We start from the raw sequence: 17,549 nt of genomic DNA, 5'->3' as shown, positions 1-17,549 counted from the left end.
CATGGCGTCTCAACAAGACCTGATCGCCGAATACGAAACGACCGGCACCCTTTCCGCGTTGCCGCTCGGCCATTTCATCGACGGTGCGTTTTCGCAGCCCTCGCACAACCGCACCATGGAAAGCTTCGATCCGGGCAAGGGCACAGCCTTTGCGCGATTCACGGCTGGAACGTCTGAGGATGTTGACGCAGCTGTTGTTTCCTCTCGGGAAGCATTCGAAACGGTCTGGCGCGATATGGCGCCGGTAGAACGGGCGCGTATTCTGACCAAGACGGCCGAGCTGATCCTGGAAAACTTGGAACTGCTATCGGTGGTCGAAACACTCGACTGCGGAAAACCGCTTCAAGAATCGATCGGCGATGTTCGTGGTGCCGCGCGCACGTTCGAATACTACGCGGGCGCCTGTGACAAGTTGCAGGGCGACAGTTTCCCTTTGGCGGGAGATTACATCGGCTATTCAATCCATGAGCCGGTTGGCGTGACAGCTCACATCATCCCGTGGAACTTCCCGATTTCAACCGCCGCCCGCGGCTTCGCACCAGCGCTAGCCGCAGGATGCACGGTTGTCGCAAAACCGGCCGAGCAAACGCCGTTCACCGCATTGCTGTTGGCCAAGATCTTGTCGGACGCCGGTTTGCCGGACGGCGTGTGCAACGTGGTGACAGGGACGGGTGTCCAGACGGGCGCACCACTCACACAGCATCCGGGTGTCGATCACATCACCTTCACCGGATCGGTTCAGACCGGCAAGGCCGTGATGAAGGCGGCAGCCGATGATGTCACCCGCGTCGTTCTGGAGCTGGGCGGCAAATCGCCTGTAGTTGTGCTTGCCGATTGCGACAAGGAACAGGCCTTGAACGGGGTCATGGGTGCGATCTTCGAAAATGCCGGTCAGATTTGCTCCGCGGGGTCGCGCCTTGTGATCGAAAAATCGATCCACGAGGAGTTTGTCTCCGAACTTGTCAAGCGCACAAAGGCGCTGAAGATTGGTCATGGCCTTAGCCAGCCGGAGCTTGGACCTGTGAACTCCGCCGAACACCTTGAAAAGATCGCCGGCTTCATTGACCGGGCAAAGGACCGGGGTGCAAAGATCGCTGTTGGCGGTAACGTCACAACGGACCCGGCCACGGGCAATGGCTGGTTCTTTGAGCCGACCATCGTCGATGCGGTTCCGGTCAAGGATGAGCTGGCCCAGGAAGAGATTTTCGGCCCGGTGCTGACTGTGCAGGTGGCAGACGATGCAGACCATGCGCTGGAACTGGCCAACGACTGCCAATACGGCCTGGTCGCCGGCATCTACACATCGAACTTTGCCAAGGCGCATCAGCTCGCGCGCAAGATCGATGCAGGCCAGATCTACATCAATGAGTATTTCGCCGGCGGTATTGAAGTGCCGTTCGGCGGCAACAAGAAGTCCGGTTTCGGCCGGGAAAAAGGCATCGAGGGTCTGAAAAGCTACTGCAAGACCAAGAGCATTGCGGCAAAGATCAGCTAATCCGTCACTTTAGCGATCGCGGTTCCGCGAAGGCCGGTTTTCCGTTCCCCGGATCCGGCCTTTTCTTTTTTTGAGGTCTCAGTCTTGCGCGACCAGCAGCAGCTCGTTGGTCACCAGGGTCGGACATTTTCCGGGCTTCGCATGCCCCAGAAACAGGCCCTTGTTGAGATCGACCGTCCGCAAGGGCAGGGACAACTTCCCGTTCTGCCGCTTTCCGGCACCGTTCTGCAGCAGGATCTCTGAGATCAGGCCAGTCATCGGTGGACCGTCTTCGAATTGTGCGCCTGCTAGGCTGCCAATACCATGAACGGAGTAGCTGGCCCCGGGAAGCCGACTACCGAGTTCGGTTATGCCTTCATAGAGGTCTGTAAACGGCCCAAGTGTGGTGATAAGCGCGTTGGTGGACGTTCCGGACAACGCTTCAGGCTCGGACTTGACCCGAAAAAGCTTGAATTCGGTCTCCGGGTCTAAAGAGGCTTCGAACCGAGCCCCGACGAGCCCGTAACCAGTGATTCTTGCGCCGTCAGCAATCGTGAGTGTCTCCGGAAGGAGATGTCCCAGGTGCCAGGAGCCATTCTCCTGCCAGTAGGCGTGAATATGTGCAAACCAGTTTCCGTCCCGCCAGCCGAGAACCGCGACAGCCTCTTTCAGAATCGTCCCATTTGAGGAATGCGTATCGCTGTACCAGGCCGCATGGCGGTCATCGACAGCCCGGTCTGGCATGACATAATCAAAGGCAGCCAACTGAACGCCGGAAAGATCGAGGACGGCGGAGGACAACCCGGCGCCATCCGCCCAGCGCCCCAATATTGCGAGCAAAGGCTCGCCAGCTGAAACCTGACATTCAACTTTCACTGCATGGCACGGCGCATATGGCATGCGGTCCTGTGCCTGCGGGCCGGGATGCCGGATATCGCCGAGCGTCTGTGGAGCAGGGCGCCTCATAGCAGACCTTTTTCGGTCAGGAATTCGCGCACGAGCTTCTTTGTGATCTTGCCATAGGCGCTGGTCGGCATTTCCTCGATGAACAGATAACGTGCCGGCATCTTGTAGCGGGTGATCTTGTCCTTGAGGAAATCGCTGAGCTCGGCGGCGTCCGTTTCTTGGCCAGTCTCCGTTACACAGACGGCAAGGCCAACCTCTCCCCATTGCGGATCCGGGATGCCCAAAATCGCGACCTCGGAGACCGCCGGATGGGTCAGCAGGATCTCTTCGACTTCCTTGGGATAAACATTGGAACCGCCGGAAATATACATGTCAGACGCGCGGCCGGTCAGATAGAGATACCGCTGTTCATCCATGTGGCCGATATCGCCGGTGCGGAACCAGCCATTCCGGAAGGATTTGGCATTTGCACCGTCATCGTCGAGATACCCTGCGCAGACGGCTGATCCGACGACGCAGACTTCGCCAGTCTCATTCGGCCCGAGGATCTTGCCGGTTTCGTCCTGAATGCTGACTTCGATCCCAGTTCGCTCCACGCCGCAGGTTCCGACCTTTGCGTTGGGCCCATCATCAACGGTGTGTTCGTCCGGCCGCAGCACCGTGATGTTTCCCGTGACTTCTCCGAGACCGTAATATTGGACAAGAACCGGTCCAAGTGCTTCCAGCGCCCGCTTCTGGTCTTCGCGGTACATCGGCGCCCCGGCGTAAATGAGGTGACGGAGGCTGGAGTGATCGAATTGGTCAACACATGGGTCTTCAACCAGCCGCTTCACGATGGTCGGCACGGTGAACATGTTGGACACCTTGTGCCGTTCAATCAGCTGGAACGCTTCATGTGGCCGGAAGCCGCCCTTGGGCATCAGGATGTGCGCCGACCCGCAAGAGAGTTGGGCAATCAATTGAAGGCCTGCACCATGGGAAAGAGGTGCAATCACCAGCGAAGCGTCGGTTTCACTGGTTCCGGGCAAAAGATCGGCCATGTAGTTGACGACAACGAAACCGATTTGCCCGTGTGTGAGAACGACAGCTTTTGGCCGCCCTGTCGAACCGGATGTGAAGAAGAACCAGCACGGGTCATTGTGAACGACGTCCGCATTGGCGACCCGCGCGCCGGCATGCTTTTCCAGCAAGGCCTCGTAGGACACGCCGAACGTGCTTTCACCAATCGTGACGATGCCTGAAAGATCCGGACGGGCTGCTATGACCGCTTCAGCCTGGGGCGCATACTCCGCATCACAGAGAAAGACGGTCGCCTTTGACTTTTCAGCCGCATAAGCGGTTTCTCCAGGCGCCTGCCGGAAATTACACGGCACCCAAACAGCCCCGAGCCGGAAGGCCGTTAGCATGATCTCGATCATCTGATGCGAGTTTTGCGCCTGGACCAACATCCGGTCGCCCTTGGCGATTCCGAAATCTGATGAAAGCGCGCTAGATAAGGCCGAAACACGGCGATCAAGGTCCTGCCACGACCAGGTTTGATCTTCCCAGACAATCGCGGGACGGTCTGGCCACCGCTTGGCGTTGCGTGTCAAAAAGTGCGCAAGGTTCGCCACGCGATTGGAACAGCGCTCAATCATCAGATGAGGTCCTCCCTGGAAATCTGTGCTGACAACCTAGGGCGCAGTGGTCTGATTTGACAAGCAATATGAATGGTCTATCGGCCATTTCAATTCCCGCCCAAATCATGCAAGGATGCGCGCCGGTTTAATTTCGCATGCAGTTGCAGGACGGTTTTATGACGACTTCGCCCGACTTTGATTGGAATGATGCTTACGAAAACGGCGCCTATATTGAGGACGCTCAAAGCTATCCGGCGCGGTGGGCCGATGAAGCCCTCGAATTCCGGTCGGGCTGGATCAAAAAAGACATCGACATCATCTATGGCGATACGGACCGCCAGCGGCTGGATCTCTTTCACTCTGAGGACAAAAGCAAGGGTCTGGTGGTCTTTGTACATGGTGGCTACTGGCGCCGCTTTGACAAATCCTACTGGTCGCATTTGGCGCGGGGCGCGCTTCGAAGCGGTTGGTCTGTCTGTTTGCCCAGCTATGAATTGGCGCCAGACGTTCGTATCCCGCAGATTACGGCGCAGATCGGCACGGCACTCAACAAGGCCGCGCGGCGGGTCGAAGGACCAATCCGTCTATCAGGCCACTCTGCTGGCGGCCATCTTGTCAGCCGCATGATCTGCGCAGACACACCGCTCAATCCGGAAGTGCTCGAGCGCATCGAAAATGTTGTCTCCATCAGCGGCCTGCATGATCTTCGGCCTTTGATGAAGACGTCGATGAATGATGACTTTTTGCTCACCGAGGTTGACGCGGTGAAGGAAAGCGCTGCCTTGCAGAAACCTGCCAAAGACTGCCCTGTGACGGCCTGGGTTGGTGGTGACGAGCGGCCTGAATTTATTCGCCAGTCACAGCTGCTGGCGGAGGCCTGGGACAACGCCAAGGTGTTTGTGGACGAAGGCAAGCATCATTTCGATGTCATCGAAGGGCTGATCGACCCGGCAAGTCCGCTGACAAGTGAGCTGCTTTCGTAATTGCATCTAGTCTTCAACGGCATAGAACCGTTGTGCCAGGCGGCGGACACCGGTGTTTTCGTAGAAGCTGATCGAGGCTGGGGGAACCAGATAGGCCACCCCGGCCTCCAGTCCGTCGCGCCAGCTTAGGCGGACTTCCGCAATCGTCCGCTCGTTCACATCAAAGACATAGAACTCCTTCGGCAGGGGTATATCTTCATTCAGCAGGATCCGAAGGCCGCCCGCGGAGATGTCTCGCGTGGTGCAGTCGCAGATGTATTCGTTGGTCAAGCTGGCGAGTTTTGCGGGCCGCAGGCGAGTACGCCGGCGCGGAAACAACCGCTTTTGAACGGCATCCATTGTTGCTTGCCGGTTCAAGCATAATCCTTTGAACATCTGAGACCTCAGCGGCGGGGAGATGCCGCAGGCGGCATGGGTGGGGGCGGTGCGAGTTCAGGCCGTGGCTCCAAGGCCGCCGGTGGTTCCTGACCCCGGATGAGGGGCCGACCATAATAGTTGGGATCGCCGAGCGTTGTCGGCCGGTGGGTAACGCCCGACTGTTCGTTGGCGCAGCGTTGATAGGCAAGGTCATAAAGGCTTTGCCAGCCCGCCGGATAACTTCCCAGGTTATCGAGAACGCTCAGCGCTCCGCCAATGGCCGCACCCCGGCGTGCGCCGCTTGGACCATCCCAAATTCCTCCGGCCACGGCTCCGCGTGCTCCGTTCTCATAGATGTTCAGATCAGCTGGATCGGGATTGACGTGGGCATTGGCGTAAGAGCGCGCATAGGCATCACAATTGACCGGTTGGGCATTTGCTGACGACACCACACCTGTGCTGGCAAGTGTTGCCAACCCCACAATAGCTGGCTTCAGGACACGCTTTTGAAGGCGATGACGAAAAGGGCTTGCTGTCAATGAGGTGCCGATTGGGCGCCAGCGCTGGGTCATTGGGATCTCCGGTCATTCCAATCCGGGTGCATGTGAGTGTGCCGGTTTCAAATCTTGAAGCACCATCGGTCACCCATGAAGGTTGTGCGGGCCTTGCGGCGCGGATTGGCAAAGGGCCAGCCTCAGACAAGCTTGGACTTTTAGAACTGGCACCAATCCCGGCTGAATGGAGGTATTCGATGGAACCGGTGTTCCTGAACAAACTGGTCTCGCAAAACAACGAATGGCTGTCTGTCCGTCAGGCCGCGATTGCTGAGAACATCGCCAATGCCAACACCCCTGGTTTTGGTGCCAAAGATGTTGAGCCTTTCGTTTCGGTGATTAGCAAAACTCATCTTGCCATGACCGCGACCCATGGAAGCCATCTGGGCCAGACCATGGAGGCAGCCAAAGCCTCAGACATGGAAAAAGCTGACAGCTGGAACGTTACCCACTCCGGCAACTCCGTGAGCCTGGAGCAGGAGTTGATGAAAGCCGGTGAGGTCGCGCGCGACCACTCGCTGAATGCCAGCATCGCCAAGTCGTTTCACAAAATGTACCTCGCAGCCGTTCGTCCCTAAGCCAAAGTGATCTGAACTCATGTCCGACCCCCTTTCTGCCACACTGCAAATTGCCGCTTCCGGCCTGAAGGCTCAGTCCGATCGGATGCGGATTGTTTCCGAGAACCTCGCCAACGCCCGCTCCACCGGTGAGGCTTCCGGCGATGATCCCTATCGGCGCAAGACGATCACCTTTGAAAGCGAATTCAATCGCGCAACCCAGGCCAATCTGGTCGCAGTCAAGGGGATTGGAACTGACAAGGCGCCTTTCACCGTTGAATACGATCCGGGCCACCCGGCGGCGGACGTTGATGGCTATGTGAAAATGCCAAACGTCAACACGCTGATGGAACTCGCGGACATGCGCGAAACCAATCGGTCCTACGAAGCCAATTTGAAAGTCATGACGCAGGCCCGCGAAATGGTCATGCGCCACATCGACCTGTTGAGGAACTGATCATGATCAACGAAATCTCCGCGCTGACATCGGTAGCCTCGAGCGACGGTATTCTAAAGTCCTCGTCGACCACCCGCTACATGAACTCGACGCCTGAGCTGGGTGGCACCGAAGCTGTGTCCGGCCCGTCCTTTTCGGACGCCATGGCCGAGGTCTCGCAATCGGCCATCGACAAAGTGAAAAATGGTGAAGCAGCCGCAATCGCCGGTGTCGATGGTCAAGCTTCCGTTCAGCAAGTTGTTGAAGCTGTCATGCAGGCAGAATCCACGCTGCAGACCGCCATTGCCATTCGCGACAAGGTCGTGAACGCCTATCAGGAAATCAGCCGGATGACGATCTAGGCAAGCGCGCTTCTATCGAGAGCGATTTAATCGTCAGTCAGATTTAGCGAATTCAGGAGACGTAAAAATGAAAGCCCTTGCCATCGCTGCAACCGGCATGAGCGCCCAACAGCTCAATGTTGAAGTTGTTGCCAACAACATTGCCAATATGAACACGACGTCGTTCAAACGGGCGCAGGCGGAATTCTCAGACCTTCTTTATCAGGCAGAGCGTCTTCAAGGCGTGCCAAACCGCGGCGGCGAAGATCCGGTTCCTGAAGGAGCGCAGCTGGGTCTTGGAGTAAAGACAGCGGGCATCCGGAAACTGCATATGCAGGGACCGCTGACCAACACGGGCAACCAGTTCGATATCGCGCTGGACGGCCGAGGTTGGTTTGAAATTACCGGCCCGGACGATGAAACCCTTTACACCCGGGCTGGCTCTTTCAACAAGAACGCGGATGGCCGCCTGGTGACCATCGACGGCTACACAGTTGAACCGGCAATTATCGTTCCGGAAGAAACCATCGAAGTGGTGATCAACGAAACCGGGCAGGTCTATGCCAAGATCGATGGCGAGATCCAGCCACGTGAAATTGGTCAGCTGTCTCTTGCAAATTTTGCAAATGATGTCGGTCTCGAACCGGTTGGTGGAAATCTCTTCCGGGAGACGCCGGCCTCGGGTGCTCCGGTTGCCGGTGTTCCTGGTGATCCTGGCTTCGGTGTTGTCCGCCAGGGGTATCTGGAATCGTCCAATGTCGATCCTGTGAAGGAAATTACGGCGCTCATTTCCGCTCAGCGCGGGTATGAGATGAACTCAAAGGTCATGAAAGCGGCGGATGAAATGGCCAATACCGTGACCAATGGCATCCGCTAGAAAAGGCGGTTCACGAAATGACCAAAGCCCTGAAACGCGTCGCCTTCTTTTTGTTTGTGCTAACCGCAGCTCCTTCGGCATACGCGGCGAGCATTGAATTGCCGGTTGCCCGCCAAACGATCCCAGCTGGTAGTGAAATCGGCCATCGGGACTTGGTGGAGCGCAAGTTCCCCAGCCGCACAGCAACACAGTTCGCGGTCGCCTCACATCGGAGCCAGCTGGTCGGACAGGTGACCCGGCGCACACTGTTGCCCGGCCAGCCGATCCCGATCAATTCGGTCGAAAAACCGTTGCTCGTCAAACGGGGTGAACCGGCCCGGCTGGTGTTTCAGGAACAAGGTCTGGTCATCATCATGCAGGTTGAGGCGCTGCAAAACGGGGGCGCGGGCAGTTTCGTGCGTGTTCGAAACGTCGACAGCGGTTTGGTCGTGTCCGGAAGAGTTCAGCAGGACGGCACGATTCGCGTGGAGAATTGATTTATGTTCCGTGTTTTCATTTGCCTGTTGGCGGTTTTGACCGCTGTACCGGCGACCGCGATGGTGCGGATCAAGGATATCGCCACGTTGCAGGGTGTGCGTGACAACCAATTGGTCGGTTACGGCCTGGTCATTGGTCTGAAGGGGTCTGGCGATACACTGCGCAACTCTCCTTTCACCGAGCAGTCTCTTCAGTCGATGCTCGATAGTCTTGGGGTGAATGTTCGCGACACGCGGCTCCGGACGAGGAATGTCGCCGCTGTCGTTGTGACGGCCGAAATGCCGTCCTTCATCGGCAAGGGATCGACCATCGATATCAGCGTTTCTTCCTTAGGCGATGCCACATCATTGGCAGGCGGTACGCTGGTTGCCACACCATTGCTTGGGGCGGATGGTCAGATTTACGCTGTAGCTCAAGGACCGGTTGCAGTGTCTGGGTTCGCAGAACTCGGTGCTGCGGAAAGCTTGACCCAGGGAATTCCAACCGTCGGCCGTATCCCGAATGGCGGGCTTATCGAGCGGAACCTGCCGGCGAAGTTCTCGCAAATTCCCGATCTTGTGTTGGAACTTTCCAATCCGGATTTCAAGACGGCTGTCCGCATCACCGACGCAATCAACCGGTACACCCGGGAGCGCTATGGAGTCCGGGTCGCTAAGGAACGCGATTACCGGTCCGTAGATTTGACGCCACCACCGAAGGTGAGCTTGACCCGTTTCATAGCGGAAATTGAATCCATCCGCGTCCGGCCGGACCAAAGCGCCAAGGTCGTGATTGATGAGCGCACGGGAACGGTTGTGATCGGCAAGGACGTTCAGATTTCTACGGTTGCCATCACCCATGGAAATCTGACAGTCCGGATTTCCGAAGCACCGGAAGTTTCCCAGCCGGCACCGTTCTCTCAAGGGGAGACTGTTGTGGTCCCACGGACTTATGTGGATGCGCAGGAAACCGGCGGGCGGCTTGCGGTTGTCGGTGGAACGGATCTTCCGACATTGGTGCGGGGCCTCAACCGGATCGGCCTACGCCCGACCGGGATCATTGCAATCCTGCAGGCGATCAAGACCGCCGGGGCTCTGCAGGCAGAACTGGTTGTTCAATAAACCAGCAGGCCAAACAGGTCAGCAATCTCGAACAAGGCGCCGCGGTTTTGCGGCGCCTTTTGTTTACAGGGCATCAACAGCCTCGCGCAAGCTCGATCGGCGAATGTCCAATCAAACGGGTCACTCGCAAAGGACAATGTGTTCATGTCTAAATTCGTGGATGAATGCCGAAAAGCCGGTGTTCTGACATGCCTGGCTCTTCAATTGATCTGCGCGGGGAGCGCGGCGCAGGCACAAACACCGCCGCAAAAGCCGCAAGAGGCTGCAGCCGCCCCGGCGCAACCTGCCATCCCGTATCGTGACAGCCAGCTTTACTGCAAGAACATCGCCGAAGCGGCGAGCGACGCCCGGATCCAGTGGCAGACTTGGAAGATGATTGCCCTGGAAGGGCGCCTCCAGGCCCGGATTGCCGAGTTGCAACGCAAGGAGCGCGAGTTCGAGGCCTGGGTTGAACGCCGGGAACAGCTTCTGGAGCAGGTCGAGGACCAGGTCGTCAGCATCATTGGCCGGATGCGTCCGACCGCTGCGGCAGAACAGCTTTCGACTACCGAAGAAGAAGCTGCGGTTGGCGTTCTTTTGAAGCTGAAAGCACGTGTTGCCAGCGCGATCCTGGATGAAATGGAGCCCGCAAGGGCAGCACAGCTGACGCAGACCATGATGGGCTTCACCGACCCCGAAATACAACGGAGATTTTGATGCGCCTGATGCTTGTTTCTTTAGGGGCCGTATTGCTCTCCGGATGTGCCGGGCAACTGGAAGATATCGGCCGTGCCCCGGAAATGACCCCGGTTGGTTACGGGTTGGCCAACCGGCCCGCAACCGTTTACCCGCTTGGCACGTTCAACAAGGGCGGGATCAAGGACTACAATTCGCTGTGGCGCAATGATCGCGAGAATTTCTTTGCTGATCCAAGGGCCAAGAAAATCGGCGACGTCCTGACTGTTGTAATCCAGATCGACGACCGTGCGGAACTCGACAACACGTCTGAGCGCGGCCGGTCTGCCGATATCGGTATTGGCGGCTCGTATTCAGCTGGCAGCAACAACAGCACATCGGGCGGCCAGGCAGAGCTGAATGGCAATTCCGGATCATCGTCCGCTGGATCCGGGTCCATTGACAGGTCCGAGGAGATTGAACTCTCTGTTGCTGCCATCGTGATCGACCGGCTTCCCAATGGGAACATGGTGATCTCCGGCTCACAGGAAGTCCGTGTGAACTACGAGATGCGGATCCTGAATGTCGGTGGGATCGTCAGACCAAGAGACATCGAGAGCAACAACACCATCCCTTACGACAAGATCGCAGAGGCTCGTATTTCCTACGGTGGCCGCGGCCGGATCTCCGAGGTCCAACAGCCGGGTTGGGGCCAGCAGATCTATGACATCGTCACACCATTCTAGGCTGGAAGGGATCGAATATGTCGAACAGTCTTGTGCCCTATGAAGGGCCGGAAACCGGTGACGCAAAATCCAATTTCATGGCAGCGCTTATCCTGATCAGTTTGATTGGTGCAGGCGCAGGTGCCGGACTTGCGAAAATCGTCTCCGACATGACCGAAACTGCGGTCCATGGCCGGATCCGGGATGCCCAAACCTTCAGTCAGACCTTGCCGTTTTCACCTTCCACCCGCCTGCAGCGGCTTGAGCCCCTGGTGACCAACTTGGCAACACCGCCCAGCACATGGATACGGGTTCAGGCAACGCTTTTGCTGGAAGACGAGCCGGATACAGACGTGTCTGTTCTGCGCAAGCGGATCGAGGACGATTTTCTGAGTTTCCTTCGTACGTTGACCCTGGCGCATCTGGAAGGCGGGGTTGGCCTGCAACACCTGCGGGAAGACCTGAATGAGCGCGCCAAAGTGCGCAGCAAGGGTAAGGTTCGCGAAGTAATCCTGGAGTCTGTGGTTATCCAATGATGAGGTTGTTTTTAACCGTTGCCGCTTTGTTTGCTCTGACCGGAGCCGCAGCGGCGCAGGTGCCGGACTTGTCTGCTTTGCTGCCGGAAGGCGAGGGCAGCGCGTCGGGCCGCATCATCCAGATGATCATCTTGCTCACGGTGCTGTCTTTGGCACCGGGTATCTTGATCATGGTCACCAGTTTCATCCGGTTCGTGATTGCCTTTTCGTTTCTCCGGTCCGGTATTGGCCTGCAGACGACACCCGGCAATCTTATCCTGATTTCGCTTGCGCTTTTCATGACGTTTTACGTCATGGCGCCAACCTTCGACCGGGCATGGGAAGATGGTGTCCGGCCATTGATGAACAACGAGATCACCGAGGAAGAGGCCTATGTGAAGATCACCGAGCCGTTTCGCGAGTTCATGCTGAGCCAGGTTCGCGAAAAGGATCTGGTGCTCTTTGACGATCTCGCTGCCGGCCGGGTGACCGACGGATCGGCGGCCTCAGCCGAAGAGGTGGAGCTGCGGGTCCTCATTCCGGCCTTTATGATCTCCGAATTGCGGCGGGGATTTGAGATCGGGTTTTTGATCGCGCTGCCGTTTCTCGTGATCGATATGATCGTGGCGACCATCACCATGTCAATGGGCATGATGATGCTCCCGCCGACCGTGATCTCCCTACCATTCAAGGCCTTGTTCTTCATCCTGATCGACGGATGGAACCTGCTGGTTGGCAGTCTTGTGCGGTCGTTTTTCTAGGCGGAACTAATACTTGAGAATTTTTTGGGCGGGGCCTTCGGCTCCGCCTTTGTCGTTTCGCCGAGGGACTAAACCGCAAAAGGAATTACCTTTGGCAGTTCAACCGACGCTGCTTGTACATCGATGGTCCAAAGGACGGAAGTAGGTTTTTCGATTGCAGAAACACATCCAAAAATCTGCATAGTGTCATTTGCCAGTTTGAAATACGGATAAGAATCAACTTGAAATGATCGGCGTAAGCTTCGCGCAAGGTTTGTGCTCTAGCTTGCAAATCACACGACGGGTTGAGCAAATCCTACCAACGCTCAAAAGCATGATGCTGCCCCGCCGTCCCGGTGTAACTCCGGAATGTCCCATCCTCAAAACTTATGATTTGAAAGGGACATATCATGTCTAGCTTGCTTACCAACGCATCTGCAATGACCGCTCTGCAAACGCTGAGCATGACCAACAAAGACTTGGCAACCACCCAAAACCGGATTTCTACCGGTCAGCGTGTTGCTACAGCGTCTGACAACGCTGCTTATTGGTCCATTGCAACGACCATGCGCTCTGACAACAAGTCTCTCTCGGCTGTTGAAGATGCTCTTGGTCTTGGTGCAGCGACGGTTGACACCATGTACACCGCATTGGAATCAACCGTTGATAAGCTGTCCGAAATGCGGGCGCTTCTGGTCACTGCATCTACACCGGGTACTGACCCGTCCAAGACGCAGGAAAACATCACAGCTCTTCAGAACACACTTACACAGTCTGTCGACTCTGCTGTTTTCAACGGCCAGAACTGGCTGAAAACTGACTCAACAGTAGCAACAACTGCTGCTGAAATCGTCAGCTCCTTCACCCGTGACTCTTCTGGTGCGATCTCTATCCTGAAGACAGATGTTACTCTTGCTAACATCCGCCTTGTGGACTCGAGCACTGCCCGGAGTGGTGTGCTTGATCAGGACCGCTCGACATTGGTGGCCACCGCGGTAACCGGTACGCTCACCGGTGACAGCATTCTGACCTGGGACGTGTCTGGACTTGACGCAGTAGACGATACAGCGACTTTCGAAAGCCTGATTGCGCAAGTCGATGATGCTCTGCAGTCTGTGACTTCGTCTGCTGCGTTCCTGGGTGCGATCAAGACCCGCGTTGACCTTCAGAAGGACTTCGTGTCCAACCTGACAGACGCTATTGATCGCGGTATCGGTCAGCTTGTTGATGCAGATATGAATGCGGAATCCACCCGCCTTCAGGCCCTGCAGACCCAGCAGCAGCTCGGTATTCAGGCTCTGTCCATCGCCAACCAGGGTTCTCAGAACATTCTGTCCCTGTTCCGTTAATCTTTACCGATTTCCGGATGAGAGGCCGCGCCCTTTTGGGCGCGGTCTTTTTTTGTTTTGGAATCAGCCCCTTCGCCAAAACATGACAGGCTCGCACAAGCTCCGGATCCGATAGTGCAGGGAACTTGAGACGAACGTGCATGAAGGGGTTATGCATGCCGGGCCGTGAACACGCCGAAAAACTTTGGGCCAACTTGATGGAATTGGGCATGCGCCGATTGATCGCGCTTGCTCTGATTGGCCTTGCGACCATCGCCACAGTTGGCGCTGGCGCATTTTATTTAAGCCGGCCGGAAACGACGCCGCTTTACACAGGCCTAACCGGCGAAGACGTGTCGCGGATCGGCTCCGCCTTGCGCGACGCAGGTATTCCGTTTGACGTCAACTCTGAAGGCGATGCGGTCATGGTCAGTCATGGCCAGACGGCCAAAGCAAGGATGCTGCTTGCCGAAAAGGGGCTGCCACGCGGCGCGAACTCCGGCTACGAGCTGTTTGATGATCTCGGGTCCCTGGGCCTGACATCCTTCATGCAGGAAGTGACGCGGGTTCGGGCGCTGGAAGGCGAACTCGCCCGCACAATCCAGCTGATGAAAGGCATCCGTGCCGCGCGTGTCCATATCGTCTTGCCCGAAAAAGGCTCTTTCCGCCGCGACCAACAGCCGCCATCGGCCTCTGTCGTTATCCGGTCAGATATCCCGGATGATGTGCGCACCGCCGATGCCATCCGGCACCTTGTCGCAGCTGGCGTTCCGGGTATGGAAGCCGCCAAGGTTACGGTGCTGGATACGACCGGCGGCATACTCGCGGCCGGAAAGGACCCGACCAAAGCGTCTGCGGGCCAAATGGCAACCCTTGAAACGGCCGTCAGCAACCGGATCCAGGAAAACGTCCGCAAGACGCTGACACCCTATCTTGGTCTCGACAACTTTCAGGTCAGCGTTGCGGCAAAGCTCAATACCGACCGGAAGATGATTGCCGAAACCATCTTTGACCCGGATTCGCGGATCGAACGGTCTGTCCGTACAATTCGTGAAAACGAAAATGCGGAAAACTCCAGCGCGGCAACGCCAGTGACTGCGGAACAAAACTTGCCAGATGAAAATGTCGAAGCGGATGGCGGAGAACGGTCTCTGGAGGAAGCGGAACGGCGCGAAGAGACCGTCAATTATGAAATCTCGTCCAAACGGATCGAAACTTCCCAGGACGGTTACCGCGTTGATCGCTTGTCCATTGCCGTCCTTGTCGACCGTGCGCGCTTGGCGGCTTCTCTTGGCGGATCACCCACACAATCCCAGATCGAAGAACAGGTTCGTGAGATCGAAGCGTTGGTGGCATCTTCTGCAGGTGTCGCTGAAGAGCGGGGCGATCTCGTAAAAGTCTCCGTTGTTGACTTCGTCGATGGCGGCCGGGATCTGGAGCCGATCCCGCCGATCGGTGTCACCGAGTATCTGCTCCGTCAATCCGGCAACATCATCAACGCACTGGCGATCCTGACGGTGTCCATGCTGGTGATCTGGTTCGGGTTGCGTCCGGCTGTTGCTGCCCTCGTGCCGCAAGTGAACAGCGAGCAGGCCGAAATGGCAGAAATCGGTCTCTTGCCGGAAGGCGCAGAAGATGCCGCAGATCCCATAGATGGCGAGACCGGTTTCCTGATGCCGCCGGACCATTCCGATCTGCTTCAGGACCTCAACAGCAAGCGGAACAAATCCGCCCTGAAGAAGCTGGAATCCCTATTGGAGTTCAACGAAGAGCAGTCTGCCGCGATCCTGCGCCAGTGGCTCTATGACACGGAGCGCACCTGATGACCGCATCTGCAGCCGCCCATATTCCGGTTTTTTCGGCCCCGACTTTCAAGTCTTTTGATCCTGAAGACGCCCTTATGGTTGACGTGATCATGCCGGATCACAAGCCGGAACCCATCTTGAGCGAGGAAGAGCTCCGGCGCGCGGAATATGAGCGTGGATTGAGTGAGGGAGACGAGCGTACCCGTCATCACTACGAGGCCCTCCTTGAACAGGAGCGCGAGAAACATGCAAGGGATCTGGAAGAAGAGCAGATCCGCTTTGAGATGAGGGAATCTGCAAATGTCGCAGCCGCGATCGATGGCTTTCTCGAGATCACGGAAAAACGTCTGTCCTATTCGGTTTCCAAGCTACTGATGCCTTTCCTAAAGCAAAACGTAGTCGACCAGTTGGTCAGGGCCTTCGCCGAGCAACTGACACAACTGGCAGAGGTACCTGGTGGAACATCTATCCGGATGCGTGGACCGGAAACACTTGTCGCTCAGGTGCTCCAGCTACTGCCGGACTTGAAAGACCGTATTCAGGTTCAGCCGGCCGACCAGGTCGAGTTGAAAGCGATTTTCGATGAGACCGTTATCGAAACCAGGCTGGAAGACTGGTTGGGCCAGCTCGACGCGTTGCAGCTTGAGGAGACGGTCTGATGGACAATATGCCGAATGAAATTGTGATTGTCCGACGCCGCAACAACTGGGACGATGACGAAAAGCCCCATGGCGTCTGGAAAATTGCCTATGCGGACTTCATGACGGCATTGATGGCGTTTTTCCTGGTCATGTGGCTGATCAACGTGACCGACGAAAGCGTCCGCCGCGGTGTCGCCCAATATTTCAATCCGGTCAAACTGGCCTCGACAGCTCCCAACCGGAAGGGCCTCAATGACCCGATCGTCAATGGTGATACGAACGAAAACGGCACCAAACTGTTTACCGGAAAGCTCGGTGGAACGGATGAGCAGGAAAGCACCCTGGAACGGTCCGGAGAAGCGGACGTGGAAACGGAAGGGGTGAGTGCATCGGATACTGATGAGATAAAAGCAACGGCGGCCGCTCAGGCGACCTCTGGGGAATTTACCCAATCTCATCCAGAGTCCATCTTGTTTACTGATCCATACGCAGTGCTCGATACGCTCGCCCAGAAAATTAATGTCGCCCGGACGATGGAATCCAATCCGGAGGGCATTGGTTCAGGCTTGGAGAAGGAACAAGGCGCCCTCGGTGGTGAGGCCTACCGGGATCCGTTCGACCCGCAGTTCTGGCAATTCCGGCCGGGCCGCGGTGTTGACGGCGCGGCTGCCGAAACAGCTGGTTTGCCGACGCGGCCGGGCACCGGAAACGGCGCAGGTCAAAGCGGCCATCAAACAGACGGTGACAAGTCCTGGAGTGCGCCCTTCGAAACCGATGGCACCACAGAGCAGGCCCAAACTGAAAGCGGAACCGGACCAACCAGCGATGCCGGAACTGCATCGGGCGATGGTCCTTCCGAACTTAACGGAACTGCACAGAACCAGATCGTTGCGCATGTAAATCGCAGAGATCAGGAAACCGCTGGTGCGGCCGAGACCAAAGGTGGAGCAACTGAAGCCGAGCCTGTACCCGGAGCTCGTTTGGTCACCGAACTCTTGACAGTCCTGGAGGCTGCGGAAGGTACACTGCTTGAAAACACCGCTGCGCAGATCACAGTCGGCCGGCAAGACGATGGGGCGCTTATCAGTCTGACCGACGATCAGAACTTCGGCATGTTTGCCATAGGCTCGGCTGAGCCGCGTCCGGAACTGGTGAGCTTGCTTGAACGCCTTGGCAAGGTGATTTCCAAAACCGAAGCGCAGATTGTCATAACCGGCCATACAGATTCCCGTCCGTTCAAAAGCGCGACCTATGACAATTGGCGGCTGTCTTCGGCGCGAGCCCATATGGCGCTGTATATGCTGTCGCGCGGCGGTGTTGGATCGGACCGGTTCGTGCGCATTGAAGGCGCCGCCGATCGGCACTTGAAAAACGTGGAAGATCCGTTTGCGGCGAGCAACCGGCGGGTGGAGATCTACTTGCTGGAGGAGGTTGCAGAATGAACGGATGCATCGGGCAAA

At 57.0% G+C, this 17,549-nt stretch carries 20 protein-coding genes; 16 read left to right on the top strand and 4 right to left on the bottom strand.

Going from position 1 to position 17,549, the window contains the following annotated elements; all coding sequences use genetic code 11:
• Position 1 precedes the first annotated feature (1 nt).
• A complete protein-coding gene (locus ACVDG4_RS04080) occupies positions 2-1,495 on the top strand; it encodes an aldehyde dehydrogenase family protein (protein ID WP_447234107.1) in 1,494 nt (497 codons plus the stop codon).
• 78 nt (positions 1,496-1,573) lie between these two features.
• On the opposite strand, the gene ACVDG4_RS04075 is transcribed toward ACVDG4_RS04080, so the two are convergent.
• Positions 1,574-2,440: a PPC domain-containing DNA-binding protein gene (locus tag ACVDG4_RS04075; protein WP_447234106.1), complete on the bottom strand. Its 867-nt coding sequence runs from the start codon at positions 2,438-2,440 to the stop codon at positions 1,574-1,576.
• On the bottom strand, positions 2,437-4,017 hold the full coding sequence (locus ACVDG4_RS04070) for an acyl-CoA synthetase (protein WP_447234105.1): 1,581 nt from the start codon (positions 4,015-4,017) through the stop codon (positions 2,437-2,439). The genes ACVDG4_RS04075 and ACVDG4_RS04070 overlap by 4 nt, the downstream gene beginning before the upstream one ends.
• A 158-nt stretch (positions 4,018-4,175) precedes the next feature.
• On the opposite strand from ACVDG4_RS04070, the gene ACVDG4_RS04065 reads away from it, so the two are divergent.
• Entirely contained in the window at positions 4,176-4,982 is an 807-nt protein-coding gene (locus ACVDG4_RS04065) for a hormone-sensitive lipase (RefSeq protein WP_447234104.1), read from the top strand.
• A 6-nt stretch (positions 4,983-4,988) separates the two neighbouring features.
• Here the strand turns inward: ACVDG4_RS04065 and ACVDG4_RS04060 are convergent, their stop codons facing one another.
• Together ACVDG4_RS04060 and ACVDG4_RS04055 are read right to left on the bottom strand one after the other, a co-directional pair.
• Positions 4,989-5,339 (bottom strand): PilZ domain-containing protein, encoded by a 351-nt coding sequence (locus ACVDG4_RS04060; protein ID WP_008191365.1) that lies wholly within the window; start codon positions 5,337-5,339, stop codon positions 4,989-4,991.
• 26 nt (positions 5,340-5,365) lie between these two features.
• Positions 5,366-5,911, bottom strand: a complete 546-nt coding sequence (locus tag ACVDG4_RS04055) for a hypothetical protein (protein ID WP_447234103.1) — start codon at positions 5,909-5,911, stop codon at positions 5,366-5,368.
• On the opposite strand from ACVDG4_RS04055, the gene flgB reads away from it, so the two are divergent.
• The 14 genes from flgB to ACVDG4_RS03985 all read left to right on the top strand — a co-directional run bounded on the left by flgB (position 5,890) and on the right by ACVDG4_RS03985 (position 17,531).
• Complete coding sequence (flgB, locus tag ACVDG4_RS04050; protein ID WP_447234102.1) at positions 5,890-6,471, top strand: flagellar basal body rod protein FlgB; 582 nt, start codon at positions 5,890-5,892, stop codon at positions 6,469-6,471. The two genes, ACVDG4_RS04055 and flgB, sit on opposite strands and share 22 nt — an antisense overlap.
• 19 nt (positions 6,472-6,490) lie before the next feature.
• Entirely contained in the window at positions 6,491-6,907 is a 417-nt protein-coding gene (gene flgC / locus ACVDG4_RS04045; RefSeq protein ID WP_055673363.1) for a flagellar basal body rod protein FlgC, read from the top strand.
• A 2-nt stretch (positions 6,908-6,909) separates the two neighbouring features.
• Positions 6,910-7,248 (top strand): flagellar hook-basal body complex protein FliE, encoded by a 339-nt coding sequence (gene fliE, locus ACVDG4_RS04040; RefSeq protein ID WP_447234101.1) that lies wholly within the window; start codon positions 6,910-6,912, stop codon positions 7,246-7,248.
• A gap of 67 nt (positions 7,249-7,315) precedes the next feature.
• Positions 7,316-8,104: a flagellar basal-body rod protein FlgG gene (flgG, locus tag ACVDG4_RS04035; protein ID WP_133949890.1), complete on the top strand. Its 789-nt coding sequence runs from the start codon at positions 7,316-7,318 to the stop codon at positions 8,102-8,104.
• Positions 8,105-8,121: 17 nt separating this feature from the next.
• Positions 8,122-8,580: a flagellar basal body P-ring formation chaperone FlgA gene (flgA, locus tag ACVDG4_RS04030; RefSeq protein WP_306147098.1), complete on the top strand. Its 459-nt coding sequence runs from the start codon at positions 8,122-8,124 to the stop codon at positions 8,578-8,580.
• 3 nt (positions 8,581-8,583) lie between these two features.
• The gene (flgI, locus tag ACVDG4_RS04025) at positions 8,584-9,681 is read left to right on the top strand and encodes a flagellar basal body P-ring protein FlgI (RefSeq protein ID WP_447234100.1); all 1,098 of its coding nucleotides are present in this window, start codon (positions 8,584-8,586) and stop codon (positions 9,679-9,681) included.
• Between the two features lie 144 nt (positions 9,682-9,825).
• Positions 9,826-10,377 carry a MotE family protein gene (locus tag ACVDG4_RS04020; protein WP_209002425.1) on the top strand — a complete coding sequence of 184 codons (552 nt, stop codon included), beginning with the start codon at positions 9,826-9,828 and terminating at the stop codon, positions 10,375-10,377.
• Positions 10,378-10,385: 8 nt separating this feature from the next.
• Positions 10,386-11,081 carry a flagellar basal body L-ring protein FlgH gene (gene flgH / locus ACVDG4_RS04015; protein ID WP_133951126.1) on the top strand — a complete coding sequence of 232 codons (696 nt, stop codon included), beginning with the start codon at positions 10,386-10,388 and terminating at the stop codon, positions 11,079-11,081.
• Positions 11,082-11,098: 17 nt separating this feature from the next.
• Entirely contained in the window at positions 11,099-11,596 is a 498-nt protein-coding gene (locus tag ACVDG4_RS04010) for a flagellar basal body-associated FliL family protein (RefSeq protein WP_447234099.1), read from the top strand.
• The gene (gene fliP, locus ACVDG4_RS04005; RefSeq protein ID WP_133951123.1) at positions 11,596-12,336 is read left to right on the top strand and encodes a flagellar type III secretion system pore protein FliP; all 741 of its coding nucleotides are present in this window, start codon (positions 11,596-11,598) and stop codon (positions 12,334-12,336) included. Before ACVDG4_RS04010 ends, fliP begins: the two co-directional genes overlap by 1 nt.
• A 389-nt stretch (positions 12,337-12,725) precedes the next feature.
• Positions 12,726-13,664 (top strand): flagellin N-terminal helical domain-containing protein, encoded by a 939-nt coding sequence (locus ACVDG4_RS04000; RefSeq protein WP_209175771.1) that lies wholly within the window; start codon positions 12,726-12,728, stop codon positions 13,662-13,664.
• Between the two features lie 155 nt (positions 13,665-13,819).
• On the top strand, positions 13,820-15,466 hold the full coding sequence (gene fliF, locus ACVDG4_RS03995) for a flagellar basal-body MS-ring/collar protein FliF (RefSeq protein ID WP_409691931.1): 1,647 nt from the start codon (positions 13,820-13,822) through the stop codon (positions 15,464-15,466).
• Positions 15,466-16,107, top strand: coding sequence for a hypothetical protein (locus ACVDG4_RS03990; RefSeq protein ID WP_447234098.1), 642 nt, complete (start codon positions 15,466-15,468; stop codon positions 16,105-16,107). Before fliF ends, ACVDG4_RS03990 begins: the two co-directional genes overlap by 1 nt.
• Complete coding sequence (locus ACVDG4_RS03985; RefSeq protein ID WP_447234097.1) at positions 16,107-17,531, top strand: MotB family protein; 1,425 nt, start codon at positions 16,107-16,109, stop codon at positions 17,529-17,531. Before ACVDG4_RS03990 ends, ACVDG4_RS03985 begins: the two co-directional genes overlap by 1 nt.
• Positions 17,532-17,549 lie beyond the last annotated feature (18 nt).

Source organism: Roseibium sp. MB-4 (assembly GCF_053005265.1).
The sequence above is the reverse complement of the archived record's forward strand: the minus strand, read 5'-3'. Positions and strand labels throughout refer to the sequence as shown.